This window comes from Xanthomonas sp. WHRI 6108, assembly GCF_040202385.2.
GTDB lineage: Bacteria > Pseudomonadota > Gammaproteobacteria > Xanthomonadales > Xanthomonadaceae > Xanthomonas > Xanthomonas arboricola.
On sequence record NZ_CP168198.1, the window covers coordinates 472,852 to 490,255 of the forward strand.

11 protein-coding genes and 1 other RNA gene are annotated in these 17,404 nt (G+C 67.4%); 11 read left to right on the forward strand and 1 reads right to left on the reverse strand.

Translation table 11 applies throughout. The annotated features are described in order from the left end of the window. Window positions 1-81: 81 nt before the first annotated feature. The 8 genes from glgA (at window position 82) to ABQ039_RS02075 (ending at window position 13,322) form a co-directional block, all read left to right on the forward strand. Entirely contained in the window at window positions 82-1,665 is a 1,584-nt protein-coding gene (gene glgA, locus ABQ039_RS02040; RefSeq protein WP_047127915.1) for a glycogen synthase GlgA, read from the forward strand. Then, window positions 1,662-3,893, forward strand: coding sequence for a 1,4-alpha-glucan branching enzyme (locus tag ABQ039_RS02045; protein WP_184609958.1), 2,232 nt, complete (start codon window positions 1,662-1,664; stop codon window positions 3,891-3,893). The genes glgA and ABQ039_RS02045 overlap by 4 nt, the downstream gene beginning before the upstream one ends. A gap of 2 nt (window positions 3,894-3,895) precedes the next feature. Further along, window positions 3,896-5,653 (forward strand): malto-oligosyltrehalose trehalohydrolase, encoded by a 1,758-nt coding sequence (gene treZ, locus ABQ039_RS02050; RefSeq protein WP_184609960.1) that lies wholly within the window; start codon window positions 3,896-3,898, stop codon window positions 5,651-5,653. Continuing rightward, window positions 5,650-7,599, forward strand: a complete 1,950-nt coding sequence (gene malQ / locus ABQ039_RS02055) for a 4-alpha-glucanotransferase (RefSeq protein WP_065033036.1) — start codon at window positions 5,650-5,652, stop codon at window positions 7,597-7,599. Before treZ ends, malQ begins: the two co-directional genes overlap by 4 nt. Continuing rightward, a complete protein-coding gene (treY, locus tag ABQ039_RS02060) occupies window positions 7,596-10,199 on the forward strand; it encodes a malto-oligosyltrehalose synthase (RefSeq protein WP_349778561.1) in 2,604 nt (867 codons plus the stop codon). The genes malQ and treY overlap by 4 nt, the downstream gene beginning before the upstream one ends. Before the next feature lie 13 nt (window positions 10,200-10,212). Continuing rightward, window positions 10,213-10,386, forward strand: coding sequence for a DUF2934 domain-containing protein (locus ABQ039_RS02065; protein ID WP_005993048.1), 174 nt, complete (start codon window positions 10,213-10,215; stop codon window positions 10,384-10,386). Window positions 10,387-10,510: 124 nt separating this feature from the next. Then, window positions 10,511-12,673 carry a glycogen debranching protein GlgX gene (glgX, locus tag ABQ039_RS02070; RefSeq protein ID WP_054592630.1) on the forward strand — a complete coding sequence of 721 codons (2,163 nt, stop codon included), beginning with the start codon at window positions 10,511-10,513 and terminating at the stop codon, window positions 12,671-12,673. A gap of 16 nt (window positions 12,674-12,689) precedes the next feature. After that, window positions 12,690-13,322, forward strand: a complete 633-nt coding sequence (locus ABQ039_RS02075) for an NAD(P)H-binding protein (RefSeq protein ID WP_102250780.1) — start codon at window positions 12,690-12,692, stop codon at window positions 13,320-13,322. A 376-nt stretch (window positions 13,323-13,698) separates the two neighbouring features. On the opposite strand, the gene ABQ039_RS02080 is transcribed toward ABQ039_RS02075, so the two are convergent. Beyond that, window positions 13,699-14,475 (reverse strand): SDR family NAD(P)-dependent oxidoreductase, encoded by a 777-nt coding sequence (locus ABQ039_RS02080; protein ID WP_184609963.1) that lies wholly within the window; start codon window positions 14,473-14,475, stop codon window positions 13,699-13,701. Between the two features lie 214 nt (window positions 14,476-14,689). On the opposite strand from ABQ039_RS02080, the gene ABQ039_RS02085 reads away from it, so the two are divergent. From ABQ039_RS02085 to ABQ039_RS02095, 3 genes are all read left to right on the forward strand, one after another. Next, a non-coding RNA gene (locus tag ABQ039_RS02085) (sX9 sRNA) lies at window positions 14,690-14,766 on the forward strand. A gap of 243 nt (window positions 14,767-15,009) precedes the next feature. Further along, a complete protein-coding gene (locus tag ABQ039_RS02090; RefSeq protein WP_104543873.1) occupies window positions 15,010-16,419 on the forward strand; it encodes an FAD/NAD(P)-binding protein in 1,410 nt (469 codons plus the stop codon). Between the two features lie 539 nt (window positions 16,420-16,958). Further along, window positions 16,959-17,390: a VirK family protein gene (locus tag ABQ039_RS02095; RefSeq protein ID WP_046345433.1), complete on the forward strand. Its 432-nt coding sequence runs from the start codon at window positions 16,959-16,961 to the stop codon at window positions 17,388-17,390. The last annotated feature ends 14 nt before the right edge of the window (window positions 17,391-17,404 follow it).

Genomic DNA, 17,404 nt, shown 5'->3' on the forward strand with positions numbered 1-17,404 from the left:
AGGTCGTCTGGCTGAATCGGCAGATGATGGTTGTCGCTTCGCTGTTTTTCCGTCTCCACCCACTTTACGACGGACGTTTAGATGGTTGCCATGATGCCGCTTCACGCTACTACCGCACGCTTAGAGCGCAGCACGATGCTCCCGACTCTGAAGAAGAGCGGGCGACCGCGTGATGCACGTGGCCGCTTCATTCGCCATCACGAGCGCCTGCCGGTGTCGCCGGCCGATACCCGCGGCGCCTTGTTCGTGGTGTCGGAGATGGCGGACTTCATCAAGGCGGGCGGTCTGGGCGATGTGGCCGCGGCGCTGCCACGCGCGCTGCGCCATCGCTACGACGTCCGTGTGCTGATCCCCGGCTATCGCGCGGTGCTGGCACGCGCGGGCAAGGTGGAGATCGTCGGCCGGGTGCTGGCGCATGCCGCACTGCCGGCCTGCGACATCGGCCGCATCGTGCAATCGGACGGGCTGCCGATCTACATCCTGCTGTCCAAGGAATTGTTCGAACGCGACGGCTCGCCCTATGTGAGCACCAGCGGCTCGGAGTTCGAAGACAACGCGATCCGCTTTGCCACTTTGTCGCATGCCGCCGCGCAGATCGCCGCCGGCCATGCCGGGCTGGGCTGGAAGCCGCGCCTGCTGCACCTCAACGACTGGCCGTGCGCGCTGGCGGCCGCCTATGTGCGCTGGTCCGGCGGCACCACGCCGTGCCTGTTGACCATCCATAACCTGGCCTACCAGGGCCTGGTGCCGTATTCGATGGCCGCTGCGCTGGGCATCCCGGCCGAGCGTGTGGCCGAGCTGGAGTTCTACGGGCAGATGTCGTTCCTGCGCGGCGGCATCGTGCATGCCGACCACGTCAACACGGTCAGCGTCAGCTATGCCCAGCAGATCACCGGCCCGGCGCAGGGCTGTGGCCTGGACCGCCTGCTGGCCGGCCGCGCCGCCAAGGGCGCGCTGACCGGCATCGTCAACGGCATCGACGCCAGCTGGGACCCGCGTACCGACGAATATCTGGACACGCACTTCAGCGTCAATCAGTGGCAGGGCCGTCAGGCCAACGCCGCGCAGGTGCGCAAGGCTTTCGGGCTGCGCGAGAGCACCGGCCCGCTGTTTGCGGTGGTGTCGCGGCTGGTGCATCAGAAGGGCCTGGATCTGATCTGCGAGGTCGCCCCGCAGATCGTGGCGGCCGGCGGCCAGATCGCGGTGATCGGCGGTGGCGAGCCGGAGATCGAGCAACAGGTCGCCGAGCTGACCCGGCGCTATCCGGGCCAGGTCGGTGCCTTCATCGGTTTCGAGGAAGGCCTGGCGCGGCGCATGTTCGCCGGCGCCGACTTCCTGCTGATGCCGTCGCGCTTCGAGCCGTGCGGCTTGAGCCAGATGTATGCACAGCGTTTTGGCTGCCTGCCGATCGCGCACGCCACCGGTGGTCTGATCGACACGGTGGATGACGGCGTCACCGGCTTTTTGTTCCAGCACGCCAGCGTGGAAGCGTTGCGCCGCTGCCTGGAGCGCGCATTCCGCACCTTCCGCCTGCCCAGCCTGCTGTCGGCGATGCGCCGCGCGGCGATGCTGCGTCCCAGTGGTTGGGATGTGGCGGGCAAGAAATACCTCTCGCTGTACGAACGCACCGCCGCAACCGCTCCCGCGCTTGCGACGGTGTCATGAGCGAACGGCTGGGCGTGCAGGGGCAGGAGACGGAAGCGACGGCGGTGACCATGGATGGGATGGCGGATCTGGTGCAGAGCGTGCAGGCGCTGGCCGATGGCCTGCCTGCCGATGCATTCGCGGTATTGGGCCCGCATTCCCAGGCGGACGGCCGCCGGCTGGTGCGCGTGCTGGCGCCCGGTGCCGAGGCGATGGGCCTGATCGATCCACGCGGCAAGTTGCTGGCGCGCATGCAGGCCGGCCCGGTCGATGGCGTGTTCGAGGGCACGCTGGCGGTCGAAGGCCCGTATCGGCTGCGCATCGTGTGGCCGGACGTGGTGCAGGAGATCGAAGACCCCTACGCCTTTGCCGCCACGCTGGACGAATCCACCCTGCTGCAGATCGCTGCCGGCGACGGCCAGGCATTGCGTCGTGCCCTGGGTGCCCAGCACCTGCACTGCGACGACGTGCCCGGGGTGCGCTTTGCGGTGTGGGCGCCGCATGCGCAACGCGTGGCGGTGGTGGGCGATTTCAATGGCTGGGACGTGCGCCGGCACCCGATGCGCCCGCGCATCGGCGGGTTCTGGGAGCTGTTCCTGCCGCGTGTGGAAGCCGGCACGCGCTACAAGTACGCCATCACCGCTGCCGATGGCCGCGTATTGCTCAAGGCCGACCCGGTGGCGCGCCAGAGCGAATTGCCGCCGGCCACCGCCTCGGTGGTGCCGGGCGCGGCTGCGTTTGCCTGGACCGATGCCGCCTGGATGGCCGCGCGCGATGCCAATGCCGCGCCGGCGCCACTGTCGATTTATGAAGTGCATGCCGCGTCCTGGCGGCGCGATGGGCACAACCAGCCGCTGGACTGGCCAGGGCTGGCCGCACAACTGATCCCCTATGTGCAGCAGCTCGGCTTCACCCATATCGAGTTGCTGCCGATCACCGAACATCCGTTTGGCGGCTCCTGGGGCTATCAACCGCTGGGGCTGTATGCACCGACTGCGCGCCACGGCAGCCCGGATGGCTTTGCCCAGTTCGTCGATGCCTGTCATCGCGCCGGCATCGGCGTGATCCTGGACTGGGTCAGCGCGCACTTTCCCGATGATGCACACGGCCTGGCGCAGTTCGACGGCGCCGCGGTGTACGAGCATGCCGACCCGCGCGAAGGCATGCATCGCGACTGGAACACGCTGATCTACAACTACGGCCGGCCCGAAGTTACCGCCTACCTGCTGGGCAGCGCGCTGGAGTGGATCGATCACTACCACCTCGACGGCCTGCGCGTGGATGCAGTGGCCTCGATGCTGTATCGCGACTATGGCCGTGCCGAAGGCGAGTGGGTGCCCAACGCGCATGGCGGCCGCGAGAATCTGGAAGCGGTCGCCTTCCTGCGCCAGCTCAACAGCGAGATTGCCACGCGCTTTCCCGGTGTGCTGAGCATCGCCGAAGAGTCCACCGCCTGGCCGGGCGTGACCGCGCCGACCAGCGAGGGCGGACTGGGCTTCACCCACAAATGGAACATGGGCTGGATGCACGACACGCTGGGCTACATGCAGCGCGATCCGGCCGAGCGCGCGCAGCACCATAGCCAGCTCACCTTCGGCCTGGTGTACGCGTTCTCCGAGCGTTTTGTGCTGCCGCTCTCGCACGACGAAGTGGTGCACGGCAGCGGTGGCCTGCTCGGGCAGATGCCCGGCGACGACTGGCGGCGCTTTGCCAATCTGCGCGCCTACCTGGCGTTGATGTGGGCGCATCCGGGCGACAAGCTGCTGTTCATGGGCGCCGAGTTCGGCCAGTGGAACGACTGGAATCACGATCAATCGCTGGACTGGCATCTGCTCGACGGCGCCGCGCATCGCGGCGTGCAGCAACTGGTCGGCGACCTCAACGCCGCGTTGCGACGGGTGCCGGCGCTGTACCGCGGCACGCATCGTGCCGACGGCTTCGACTGGAGCGTGGCCGACGACGCGCGCAACAGCGTACTGGCATTCATCCGCCACGATCCCGATGGCGGCGCACCGTTGCTGGCGGTGAGCAACCTCACCCCGCAACCGCACCACGACTATTGCGTTGGCGTGCCGCGTGCCGGCGGCTGGCGCGAAATCCTCAATACCGACAGTGCCCATTACGGTGGCAGCAACCTCGGCAACAGCGGTCGCCTGGCGACCGAGCCGATGGGCATGCACGGGCACGCACAACGCCTGCGCCTGACCCTACCGCCGCTGGCCACGATCTATCTGCAAGCGGAGAAATAAGAATGAACGAGCGCAACGACACCACGCCGGCATGGGGTGCATGGCCAGCGGGTGAGGGACAGGTGCGCTTCGCGCTCTGGGCACCGGATGCCAAAAGCGTGGAAGTGGTCTTCGACGACGGCGCGCGCATCGCGTTGCAGGCCGCGCAGGATGGCTTCTTCAGCGCGGTGATCGAATGCGCGGCGGATGCGCGCTATCGCTACAGCGTCGATGGCGGCGAACCGGTGCCGGATCCGGCCTCGCGCTGGCAGCCCGAGGGCGTGCACGGCCCCAGCGCCGTGCAGCGCAGCGATGGCTACGCCTGGCAGAACAGCCAGTGGCAGGGACGGCCGTGGGGCGAGGCGGTGATCTACGAACTGCACGTCGGCACCTGCGGCGGCTATGCCGGTGTGCAGGCGCAACTGCCGCAGCTGGCGGCGATGGGCATCACCGCGATCGAGCTGATGCCGCTGAGCGCATTTCCGGGCGCGCACAACTGGGGCTACGACGGCGTGCTGCCGTATGCACCGGTAGAAGCCTATGGCACGCCGGACCAATTGAAGGCGCTGATCGACGCCGCGCACGGACACGGCCTGATGGTGTTGCTGGACGTGGTCTATAACCACTTCGGCCCGGACGGCAATTATCTGCACAGCTATGCCGGCCCGTTCTTCAACGAGGACAAGCCCACCCCATGGGGCGCGGCGATCGATTTCCGCAAGCCGCAGGTGCAGCGTTACTTTCTCGATAACGCGCTGATGTGGCTGCACGAATACGGCTTCGACGGCCTGCGCCTGGATGCGGTGCATGCGATCACCCCGAACGCCTTTCTGGATACCTTGCGGCAGACCGTGCAGGCCAGCCTGCCGGCCGGCCGCCACGTGCATCTGGTGCTGGAAAACGAGGCCAACCAGGCGTCACAGCTGCAACGCGGCTACACCGCGCAGTGGGATGACGATTTCCACAACGCCCTGCATGTGCTGCTGACCGGCGAAGAGGAAGGCTATTACGCCGCCTTTGCCGACAAGCCCACCCAACACCTGGCGCGCGTGCTGGGCGAAGGCTTCGCCTACCAGGGCGAGCCGGACCCGCGCGGGCATGTGCGTGGCGAGCCCAGCGGGGCGCTGCCGCCGCACAAGTTCGTGGTCTTCGCGCAGAACCACGACCAGATCGGCAACCGTGCGCGCGGCGAGCGGCTGAGCGTACTGGTATCGCCGCAACGCCTGCGTACTGCGCTGGCACTGACCACGCTGACGCCGATGATTCCGTTGTTCTTCATGGGCGAGCCGTGGGGCGCCACGCAGCCGTTCCTGTTCTTCACCGACTTCGGCCCGCCGCTGGACGATGCAGTGCGCGAAGGGCGCCGTCGCGAATTCGCGCACTTCGCCGCATTCGCCGACGAAGCGCAGCGCGCCACCATCCCCGATCCGAACAGCCACGATACCTTCGCCGCCTCGCGTTCGCCGATCGAAGACGCCGCGCAGGGCGAAGGCGTGCAGTGGACAGCCTGGTTCAAGGCGCTGCTGGGCGTGCGCCGCCAGTGGCTGGTACCGGGGCTTGCACAGGCGCGCGCGGTGGGCGCCAGCGTGCTGGCCGATGGCGCAGTGACCGCCAGCTGGGAGCTGCCCGACGGGCTGTGGCATATCGCCTTCAACGTCGGTGCCTCGGCGGTGCCGATGCCGCCGCTGCGCGGCCGCGTGGCGCATGTCGAAAACGTCGCCGCCGACGCGCAGCAGTTGCCGGTCGATGGCTTCATCGCCTGGCACGAGGCGCGCGCATGAGTACCCGTGATCTGAGCAGGAGCGATCTGCATGCGCTGGCCGGCGCGGCCGGGGTGATGGTGGACTGGGTGGATGCCAGCGACCAGCCACGGCAGGTGTCCGACCAATCGCTGCATGCGGTGCTGACCGCGCTGGAACTGCCTGCCGGCACCGCTGCGCAGCGCGCAGACAGCCTGCGTCGCTGCAAGGCGCACGCCACCGAGCCGGCGCCGCTGCTGACCGTGCAGGTGGCCGGGTTGCTGCCGGTGTCGGTTGCCGCCAACGCCAGCGGCCGTTGGCTGGACGACAGCGGCGCCAGCGAGCCGGCGCATGCCGATGCGCAGGGGCAGGTGCGTGCGCCGCAGCGTTTCGGCTACTGGACGCTGCAGATCGGCAGCCTGACCCAGCAGGTCGCGGTCGCCCCGCAACGCTGCTTCAGCGTGGCCGATGCCTGTGGCCTGCCGGCACCGCGTGCCTGGGGCATGGCGCTGCAGGTGTATTCGGCACGCAGCATCGACGACGCCGGCATCGGCGACGCATCCGGCACGGTGGAATGGGTGCGGCATGCCGCACTGGCCGGTGCCGATGCCCTGGCCCTGAGCCCGGTGCATGCCGCGCGCCCGGTCACCGGCGGCTACAGCCCGTATTCGCCCAGCGACCGGCGTTTTCTCGATCCCCTGCATGCCGCACCGGTGCGCATATTGGGCGAGCTCGCACTGGAGGCGATCAACGAGGTGCCCGGCCTGCGCGAGCGCTTCGATACGCTGCACCACAGCGCCCTGATCGACTGGCCGGCCTCGGCGCAGGCCAAGTGGCAGCTGCTGCGCCATCTCTACACCCGCGTGCCCGCCGATCATCCCGATCTGGCTGCCTTCCGCAGCGAGGGCGGCGAGGCGCTGGAGGGCTTTGCACGGTTTGCCGCGCAGGATTTCGGCGACGGCGATCCGCAGTTGCACGTGTTCACGCAATGGCTGGCGGCGCGCAGCTGGTCCGATGCGCAACGCGAGGCGCACGAGCGCGGCATGAAGATCGGTTTGATCGCCGATCTGGCCGTGGGCTTCGATCCCAATGGCGCCGAAGCCGCGGCGGCCGCCGACACCGTGCTGCGCGGCCTGGTGCTGGGCGCGCCGCCGGACGCCTTCAATGCCGATGGCCAGCACTGGGGCATCGGTGCGTATTCGCCCACCGCATTGCGGCGTAGCGGCTATGCGCCCTACATCGCGTTGCTGCGCGCAGTGCTGCGCGACCGCGGCGGCATCCGCATCGACCATATCCTGGGGTTGTTGCGGCTGTGGGTGGTGCCGGAAGGTGCCAGCTCCAACGAAGGCGCGTATCTGGCCTATCCGCTGCACGATCTGCTCAACCTGCTCGCGCTGGAATCGTGGCGGCACCGGGCGATCGTGATCGGCGAAGACCTCGGCGTGGTGCCGCCGGGCATCCGCGAGGAACTATCGCGGCGCGGGGTCATGGGCATCGATGTGTTGATGTTCACCCGCGACGACGATGGCGCCTTCGTCTCGCCGGCGCTGTGGCGGCCGGATGCGGTGGCCACCACCACCACGCACGATCTGCCCACCCTGACCGGCTGGCGCGAAGGCCGCGATATCGACTGGCGACGCAAGCTGGAACTGATCCAGCCCGCGCAGGCCAGCGATGACGCCACCGCACGCAGCAAGGATCTGGCACGCCTGGATGCGGCGGTCGAACACGCCGGCCTGACCGCGGCGGACGACCCGCTGCTGGGCGCGCTGCGCTTCACCGCCACCAGCGTCTCGCCCCTGGCCTTGCTGCCGGTGGAAGACGCGCTGGCGCTGGAAGAACAACCCAATCTGCCGGGCACCGTCGAGGTCCATCCCAACTGGCGTCGACGCCTGCCCGATCCCTTGCCGCATGCGCGCCTGAGTACGGCGCTGCAGGGCTTTGCCGAGGCGCGTCGCGTCGCGGCCGTTTCGGAACCGCATCCATGATCGAACTTCGCGCCACCGCCCGCCTGCAGCTGCATGTCGGCTTCACCCTGCACGATGCGCTCGCGCAGGTGCCGTATTACGCCGGCCTCGGCATCAGCCATCTGTACCTGTCGCCGATCGGCACTGCGGTGCCGGGCTCGACGCACGGCTACGACAATATCGACCCGACCGTGGTCAATCCCGAACTCGGCGGCGAAGACGCGCTCATCGCCCTGTCGCAGGCCGCGCGCGAGCACGGCATGGGCCTGATCGCCGACATCGTGCCCAACCACATGGCCACGCATGCGGACAACGCATGGTGGTGGGATGTGCTGCGCCATGGCCGCAGCGCCAAGCATGCCGACTGGTTCGACATTGACTGGCGCGCCCCCGGGCGCGACGGCAAGTTGTGGCTGGCGGTGCTGGACCGCCCGTATGCCACCGCACTGGCCGAAGGCCTGATCACGCTGGTGGTGGAGGACGACGGCAGCGCGGCACTGGCGCATTACGACCAGCGTTACCCGATCCGTCCGCAGACGCTGGAGGTGCCGGAAAAGGCCGCACGTGCGCAATGGCTGCGCGACTACAACGACGGCGCCAAGCGCGGCGATGGCCGCCTGCACAAGCTGATCGAGCGCCAGCCGTACCGCCTGAACTGGTGGCGCGTGGGCAACGACATGCTCAACTACCGTCGTTTCTTCGATATCACCTCGTTGGTGGCATTGCGCGTGGAGCTGCCGGCGGTGTTCGACGCGGTGCATGCGCTGCCGCTGCGGCTGGTGGCCGAAGGCCATCTGGACGGCTTGCGCATCGACCATGTGGACGGGCTCACCGACCCCACCGGCTATGTGCGCAAGCTGCGCAGCCGGCTGGATGCGGCCGGCCGCACGCGTGGACTCAAGCCCGGCACGCTGGGGTTGTATCTGGAAAAGATCCTGGCGCCCGGCGAAGCCTTGCCGGCCGACTGGCCCTGCGATGGCACCACCGGCTACGACTTCATGGACCAGGTCGGCGGCGTGCTGCATGACCCGGCCGGCTTCAAGCCATTGGCGCGTGCCTGGCAAAAGGTGAGCGGGCGCAGTGGCGACTTCGCACAGGAAGAGCGCAGCGCACGCGACGAGATGCTGCGCGGCCCGCTGCAGACCGAATTCAATCGCGCCGTGGGTGCGTTGTCGGCACTGGCGCGACTGGACCCGCCAACGCGCGAGTTCAGTCCGCAGATGCTGGCGCGCGGCCTGTGCGTGTTGCTGCGCTGGTTTCCGGTGTACCGCACCTACGCCGGTGCCAAGGGCGTGACCGGCAGCGAAGCCGAGCGCCTGCGCGCCACTGCCGCGCGTGCGCGCGAGGGCATGCCGGAGTCGATCGTTGCGGCCGTCGACGCGATCGAGCGCTGGCTGCTCGACGATGCCGGCGCCGACCGCGCGCAGGTCGCCTTGCGGCGCATCCTGCGTCGTCGCGTGGAGCAGTTGTCCGCACCGCTCAATGCCAAGTCGGTGGAAGACACCGCGTTCTACCGGCATGGCGTGCTGCTGTCGCGCAACGAGGTCGGCAGCCATCCGACCCACTTCGCCAACGACGCGGCCGAGTTCCACGCGCAGAATCTCGAACGCGCCAAGCACTTCCCGCGCGCGTTGCTGGCCACCGCCACGCACGACCACAAGCGCGGCGAAGACCTGCGCATGCGGCTGGCGGTGCTGTCCGAGCAACCGCGCTGGTGGATCGAGCAGAGCAGCCAGTTCGATGCCTTGACCGAGACGCTGGACTCGCCGGCCTTGGCCGGTGGCGACCAGCAGATGCTCTGGCAGACCCTGGTGGCCGCCTGGCCGATCGGACTGGGCGCCGACCAGACTGAGCCGCTGGCCGAGTACGCCGAGCGCATTGCGCAGTGGCTGCTCAAGGCGGTGCGCGAAGCCAAGCTGCACACCAGCTGGACCGATGGCTCGCCGGCCTACGAGCAGGCCGTGCAGGCCACCGTGGAGCAGGTGCTGTGCAGCCGCGCCGGGTTGCCGCTGCGGCGGGCGCTGCTGCGCGCCAGCAACCACATCGCCGCGGCCGGTGCGCGCAATGCGCTGGTGCAGACCACGTTGCGCCTGACCGTGCCGGGCGTGCCTGACCTGTACCAGGGCACCGAAGGCTGGGATCTGTCGCTGGTGGACCCGGACAACCGCCGCCCGGTCGACTACGCGCAGCGCCAGCAATGGCTGCAGCAGGCGCGCGACTGGAACACGCTGCTGCGCAGCTGGCGCGATGGCGCAGTCAAGGCACGTCTCACCGCACTGCTGTTGCAGCTGCGTGCCGAACATCCGTCGCTGTTTGCGAAGGGCGATTATCAGCCCTTGACCGTGGCGGTCAGCGGCGATGCGCAGGTGCTGGCGTTCCGCCGCCAGTACCGCGGCCAGTCGCTGGTGGTGGCAGTGACGCGGCTGGGGGCCGGCAACCAGGGCGATGGCGACCTGCCGCTGCTGGTGCCGCCGGCCAATTGGGGTCAGGCGTCGTTGGCATTGCCGCCCGCCACGTATCGTAATGTGCTCGATGGCAGCACGCTGCAGCCGCAAGGCGGCCGCGTGGCGATATCCACGCTGTTTGCACGTGCGCCAGTGGCAGTGTTGTTGACCCCCTAAGAGAACGTAAGCAATGAACGACACGGAACGGCAAGCGCGGCTTCGCCAGTTGGCACAGGAGATCTGGGAGGCCGAAGGCCGCCCGGACGGCCACGCAGATCGGCATTGGGCTATGGCCGAGCGGCTGGTGGATGCCGAAGAGCGCGCCGCCGAACAGGCTGGCCCGCCGGTGACTGCACGCCAGTAACGGTGCCTCTGTCACCTTACATGGTTCACCCTGCAGGCTGTGCCGTGCCAGGGTGAGCGTGCCCGGGCACGCAGGCACCCGCATTCGCTCAGCGTTTTGAGTTCACCGTTCTCAGGAGTTACCGATGGCCACCCGCAAGTTCACTCAGCGCTCGCGCATTCGCGAAGGCCGTCCCAACCCGCTCGGCGCCACCTGGGATGGCCTGGGGGTCAACTTCGCGCTGTACTCGCGTAACGCTACCCGTGTCGAGCTGTGCCTGTTCGACGAGCGTGGCCGCGAGCAGGAGCGCCTGGCGCTGCCCGAGTACACCGACGAGGTCTGGCACGGCTATCTGCCCGACGCACGCCCCGGCCAGCTGTACGGCTACCGCGTGCATGGACCTTATGCGCCCGAGGCCGGGCATCGCTTCAACCACAACAAGCTGCTGTTGGACCCGTATGCCAAGCAGATCGTCGGCGAGCTCAAATGGGCGCCGCATCTGTTCGGCTACACCATCGGCCACCGCGACAAGGATCTGAGTTTCGACCGTCGCGACAGCGCGGCGTTCATGCCCAAATCGGCGGTGATCGACCCGGCCTTTACCTGGGGCCAGGACCGCCCGCCGCAGACGCCGTGGAACCGCACGGTGATCTACGAAGCGCACGTGCGCGGGCTGAGCATGTTGCATCCGGCAGTGCCGCCGGAAAATCGCGGCACCTTCTCGGCCCTCAAGACCGACGAGCTGATCGACCACATCAGCTCGCTCGGCGTCACCGCGGTGGAACTGCTCCCGGTTCACGCCTTCGTCGACGACCAGTACCTGCTGGAAAAAGGCCTGCGCAATTACTGGGGCTACAACACGCTGGGCTTCTTCGCGCCGCAGGCGCGCTACATGTCCACGCGCACCGTGGCCGAGTTCAAGCAGATGGTGGCGCGCCTGCATCATGCGGGGCTGGAAGTGCTGCTGGACGTGGTCTACAACCACACTGCCGAAGGCAACGAGCTGGGGCCGACGCTGTCGTTCAAGGGCATCGACAACGCCAGCTACTACCGCCTGGCCGACGATCGCCGCTTCTACATCAACGACACCGGCACCGGCAACACCTTCGACCTGACCAACGTCGGCGCGTTGCGCATGGTGATGGACTCGCTGCGCTACTGGGTGCAGGAAATGCATGTCGACGGCTTCCGCTTCGACCTGGCCAGCATCCTCGGCCGCGAGCGCTATGGCTTCGATCCGTCGGGCAGCTTTCTCGATGCGGTGCGCCAGGATCCAGTACTGAGCCAGACCAAGCTGATCGCCGAGCCGTGGGATATCGGCCCGGGCGGTTACCAGGTCGGCAACTTCCCGCCGGGCTGGGTGGAATGGAACGACAAGTTCCGCGACAACGTGCGCGCGTTCTGGCGTGGCGACGGTGGTCAGCTGGCCGAACTGGCCACGCGCCTGACCGGCTCGGCCGACCTGTTCAACCATAGCGGCCGCCGCCCCACCGCGTCGGTCAACTTCGTCACCGCGCACGACGGCTTCACCCTGCGCGATCTGGTCAGCTACGAAGGCAAGCACAACTTCGCCAACGGCGAAGAGGGCAGGGACGGCAGCGACCACAATATCTCGGCCAATTACGGTGTCGAAGGCGACACCAACGACCCGGGCATCAAGCAACTGCGCCGCCAACAGATGCGCAACCTGCTGGCCACGTTGTTGCTGTCGCAGGGCACGCCGATGCTGCTGGCCGGTGACGAGTTCGGCCACAGCCAGAACGGCAACAACAACGCGTATTGCCAGGACAACGAACTGACCTGGATCGACTGGACTGCCGCCACCAAGGCCGCCGCCGCCGATCAGGCTGCGTTCGTGCGGCGGTTGATCCGCATCCGCCAGCGTTACCCGCTGCTGCATCGCGCCCGCTTCTTCGATGGCAAGTTCGACGAAGCGCTGGGCCTGAAGGATCTCACCTGGCTGGCACCGGACGGCCACGAGATGGACGAAGCCGGCTGGCACGACCCGGAAGCGCGCGCGCTGATGCTGCGCCTGGATGGCCGCTCGCCGACCACCGGTCTGCGCGAGATCGCCGCCAACGTGACCTTGCTGATGCTGATCAATGCGGCCTCCACCAGCGTGTCGTTCACGCTGCCGGCGATGCACGACGAACATTGGCGCGTACTGGTCGACACCGCACGCCATGGCGGCCGCGTGGTGGCCGGCGGCAGCGAATGGAAGGCGCCGGCGCACTCGTTGACCTTGCTGGCAGTGGAGCGTGATCGCATCGCCAGCAGCGCACGCATCGTCTCCGAGGGCGCACGCTGATGGCAGGGGCGGTCTGATGGACGTGCTGCTGGCAGGGGCCACCGGTCTGGTCGGCGGACATGTTTTGCAACAGCTGCTGGCCGACGCGCGCTGTACCGGCGTGGTGGCGATCACGCGCCGGCCGCTGTCGCAGATCCATCCCAAGCTGCGCAACCAGGTGATCGATTTCGAGCGCCTGGACCACTGGACCGCGCCGCGCATGGAAGCGGCCATCTGCGCCCTGGGCAGCACGATGAAACAGGCCGGCTCGCGCGAGGCGTTCTACCGCATCGATCACGACTACCCGATGGCGCTGGCACGCGCCGCCTGCGCGCAGGGCACCTCGGTGTTCGTGCTGAATTCGGCGGCCGGTGCCGACGCGCACTCGCGCATCTTCTACAACCGCGTCAAGGGCGAACTGGAACGCGACCTGCGCGCGGTCGGCTTCCCCTCGCTCACCTTCGTTCGCCCGGGCCTGATCGGCGGCGAACGCGAGCAGCGCCGCACCGGCGAACACATCGGCAGCCTCGTGCTGGGTGCGCTCGGCCCGCTGCTACCACGCCGCTTCCGCATCAATCCAGCCGAACGCATCGCCGCCGCCATGGTGAGCGCCGCGCTGGCACCGGCACGTGGCGAGCACAGCGTCGAGGCTGCGGAGTTGGTTGGCTAAAGCCGCCTCATCGCCTCGTCGCGAGGCAGCCGGATAGAGGTGAAGCGCCGCCGTATCGTAGGAGCGTGCCTGCGCGCGACGGGACGTTACCGATAAAGCCTCATCGCGCGCAGGCACGCTCCTACAGGTTCGCGCGCAGCGGACCGGCGTGTTCGCCAGCACAAATCCCCGCTCACACTCCCAACGACTGCCCACCATCCATCAGCACCCGCCCGTCGTCGCGAGGGTGTCGCAGATGGAGGAACTGCTTGTCTGCTGTTCGTAGGAGCGTGCCTGCGCGCGACGGGGCGTTACCAGTAAAGCTTCATCGCGCGCAGGCACGCTCCTACAGAGTCACGCGCAGCGGATCGGCATGTTCGCCAGCACAAATCCCCGCTCACACCCCCAACGACTGCCCACCATCCACCGCCAGTACCTGTCCGGTGATCCAGCGCGCCTGCGGCGATGCAAGAAACAACGCCGCATCGGCGATGTGCTGCACTTGACCGAATCCGCCGAACGGGATGCTGTCGCGGATGCGGGCATACAGCTCCGGTTCTTCATCGCGGCGGCGGGCCCATAGCCCGTCGGGAAACTCGATAGAACCCGGTGCGATTGCGTTGACGCGGATATGCTCGCGTGCGAGCTCGGCGGCCAGCGTGGTGGTGTAGTAATTCAGCGCTGCCTTGGCGGTGGAATAGGCGATCGCACGTGGTGTCGGGCGTTGCGCATTGATCGAGCTGATATTGAGGATCACTGCCGCGTCGCTGTTGCGCAGGTGCGGCAGCGCGGCGCGATTGCAACGCACGGCGGCCATCAGGTCGACATCCAGACCGGCCTGCCAGCTTGCATCGTCGTTGCCATGTCCATAGCCGGAGGCGTTGTTGATCACCACGTCCAGACCATTCAGTGCCTGCGCTGCGGCCTGCACATACGCCTCGATTTGCGCAGCGTCCGACAGGTCGCAGGCGAAGGTGTGTACCGGGGCTCCATGAGGCGCCAATGCGAGGGCGGCCTGTGCCAGGCCATCGGCATTGCGTGCGCACAGCGAGACCTGCGCCCCGTTGCGGACGAACGCGTCGGCAATGGCCAGGCCGATACCACGGCTGCCGCCTGCGATCAGCACGCGTTGATTGCGCGGCGAGATTTGCGTGGGTGCTGCGGAAATGGACATGGCGGACACTCGATCGGAAACCGACATTATCGAGCAGCCCGGTCATGACGCGGTGCTCGGTACCGTTGCAGTGTTGAACGCATCGTCGGAATGTCTGCTGTCCGTTTCACTACTTCCACCGCTTCTGCCAACGACGCGCCGGCCACCGCGCGTAGCGGGCTGGCGATCTACTGCACTCATCCCCAGGCGCGCGCGGGCTGTGCTCGGAATTGCCATGTGCCACTCGTACACCCAGGTGTTGAGCGCGCCGTCCACACGTCCCGAGCGATTGTTCGCTACGTGTTGTCAGCCACCCCAAATCGCGGTGCGCAGCGCTGCGCTGCGAGCCAGGTTGGGAGCCATGCATTGGCACCTGGCTGCGGTCGCGTGTGCTGTCATCTTTGTGCAATGCCGTGCGCAGGCCGCTTGCCACACAAGCCTCATCACCAAGCATGATCAGCTCATGCGTTTTCGGTTGCTCGCCGCTAACCATTTGTTTACACGTTTGCGCCGCGCTGCGGGCAAAACGTGCGGGTCATTCAGTGGGAGTTGCACATGGAAACCCATATCACCGTCATCGGTGCCGGCTTTTGCGGCACCGCGCTGGTCCGTGCGCTGGCGCAGACGGCCGATGCGCAGGTGCGCATCACCCTGGTCGGCGTGACCGAGACCTTCGGCAGCGGCATCGCCTATGGTGCGGCGCGGCCGGAGCACCTGCTCAACGTGCGCGCCAAGGACCTGGGGATCGATGCGCAGGCGCCAGGTGCCTTCGCCGATACCCTGCATCTGGGCGACAGCGGGCGACTGGAATTCCTGCCGCGCCTTGCCTATGGCGATTATCTGCGCAGCGAGCTGGATACCGCGGTCAGTGGCGCGCAGGCGTCGATCGTGCGGCTGTCGCAGGAAGCGGTGGCGGTGGAGCGTGCGCGCAAGGGCTTTCGCGTGTTCCTGGCCAATGGCGATGCCTTCCACAGCGATCGGGTGGTGCTGGCGGTGGGCGCACTGCAGCCGCAGGCGTTGGCCGGGATCGGCCCGCGCCTGAGCGTACATCCGCGCTATATCGGCTGGCCGTGGCAGGGCGATGCCCTGGCGCGCCTGTCGCCGGACGACGATGTGCTGATCGTCGGCACCGGGCTGACCATGGTGGATGTGGCATTGACCCTGCACACGCGCGGGCATCGTGGCCGCCTGCTGGCGATCTCGCGACGCGGCCTTGCGCCGCAGGCGCATCTGCGCCAGCCGGGTGCGGCGCTGGAATTGCCGCCGCATCTGCAGCGCGCACTCAAGGATGCCGACCTGCGTGGCCTGCTGCGCGGTGTGCGTCAGCTCAGTGCGGTGGTCGACGACTGGCGACGCGTGGTGGATGCCTTGCGCCCGCATCTGCAACCGCTGTGGCAGCGGCTGGAGTTGCCGCAGCGTGCGCGTTTCCTGCGCCATCTGCGCCCGTATTGGGAGGTGGCGCGGCACCGCGTTGCGCCGGGCGCAGCGGAACAGCTGGCGCAATTGCAGCAATCGGGGCAACTGCAGATCGTCGCAGCGCGCCTGCTGCGCGCGCGTTGGGTGCCCGATGGCGTGGAAGCGGTGATTCGCCCGCGTGGATCGGCCGACGCGCAGACCGATCATTACGATGCGGTGATCCGCGCCACAGGGTTGGACACCGATATCGACCGCACCAGCGACCCGTTGATCGCCGGCATGCGCGAGGCTGGGCTGTTGCGTGCCGATCCGCTGGGCCTGGGCGTGGACACCGATGCGCAACTGCGCGTGCGCGATGGTGCCGGACAGATCGTGCCGGGGCTGTATTGCGTGGGCCCGCTGCTACGCGGACGCTATTGGGAAATCACCGCCGTGCCGGAGTTGCGTGTGGCCACACGTGCCCTGGCAGACCGTCTGTTGCTGGGCGCGATGCCGGCGTTACAGCCGGAGCCGGAACAGGTGCGGCGCGAGGTCAATGCGCGCTTGTAGCTGGGTGGATTTGCATTGCAGCTTCTTGATGGTTGTATGAAGTTGAAGCTGTGACGAGTGCGAGTTTGGGCCTTCTCTCATCGAGAGAGTGCCTCATCACCCTGCATCTTGAACCCTTCTCCCATCGGGAGAAGGTGGCGCGCCAGCGCCGGATGAGGGTAGGTGCGCAGCCCCGTGGGGTTGGATGATGCCGCTTTGAAAAAGTTGCTTCCGGTCGACGCGTGCCAGTCGCAGCATTGCTTTTGTGCGTGCATCAGATGCTTGCGTAATGCTCGTATCGTCTGCCGTCTGCCGTCTGCCGTCTGCCGACATTCCTTCGGCTTTTTTCTGGCAATAGAAGCGCCCGATCACGCAACAAACAGCCTCTGCGCGCGCAGGCATAGCCTGCACGGCGCAATCTCGCGCGGACTCCGCCAACAGCGCAATCATGCCGCGTGATGCGTAGCGCAGTGCGCCGTTGCAGACAGGACTGGGTCATGTTGACGGCCCTGGGCTGATTAAAGCCCAGGTCGCTTCCTTCCCTCATCCTGGAGTTCGCCATGCCCCGTCTTGCTCCCGCTGCCCTGCTCGCCACGCTGTGCGCCTGCGCGCTGCCCGCCTGGGCCAGCGAATCGCTCAATACCCGTGCGGAAGTGCTCGCAGCCCTGGAATCCGGTTACGACGTCAGCCTGACCACCGATCTTGGCCGCTGCACACCCGAACAAGGCACGCCGGTCACCCAGACCCGTGGCGGCCGCCATATCGATGCGTACCGCATCACCGAGGACGGCACTGCCGCGTTCTCTGGTTCGCACTTCACCGTGGCCAACGACGGCAAGCCGATCCAGCAGTTCATGCGCTACCAGCTGCGCCCGGATGGCAGCGTGCGTTTCACCACCTACATGTACGACCTGCCGGGTCTGCAGCAACGCGGGCCGGTGCTGGCGTATCAATGCACGATCAATCAAGGCATCCGTTTCCACGCCGATTGACCACATGACGACTG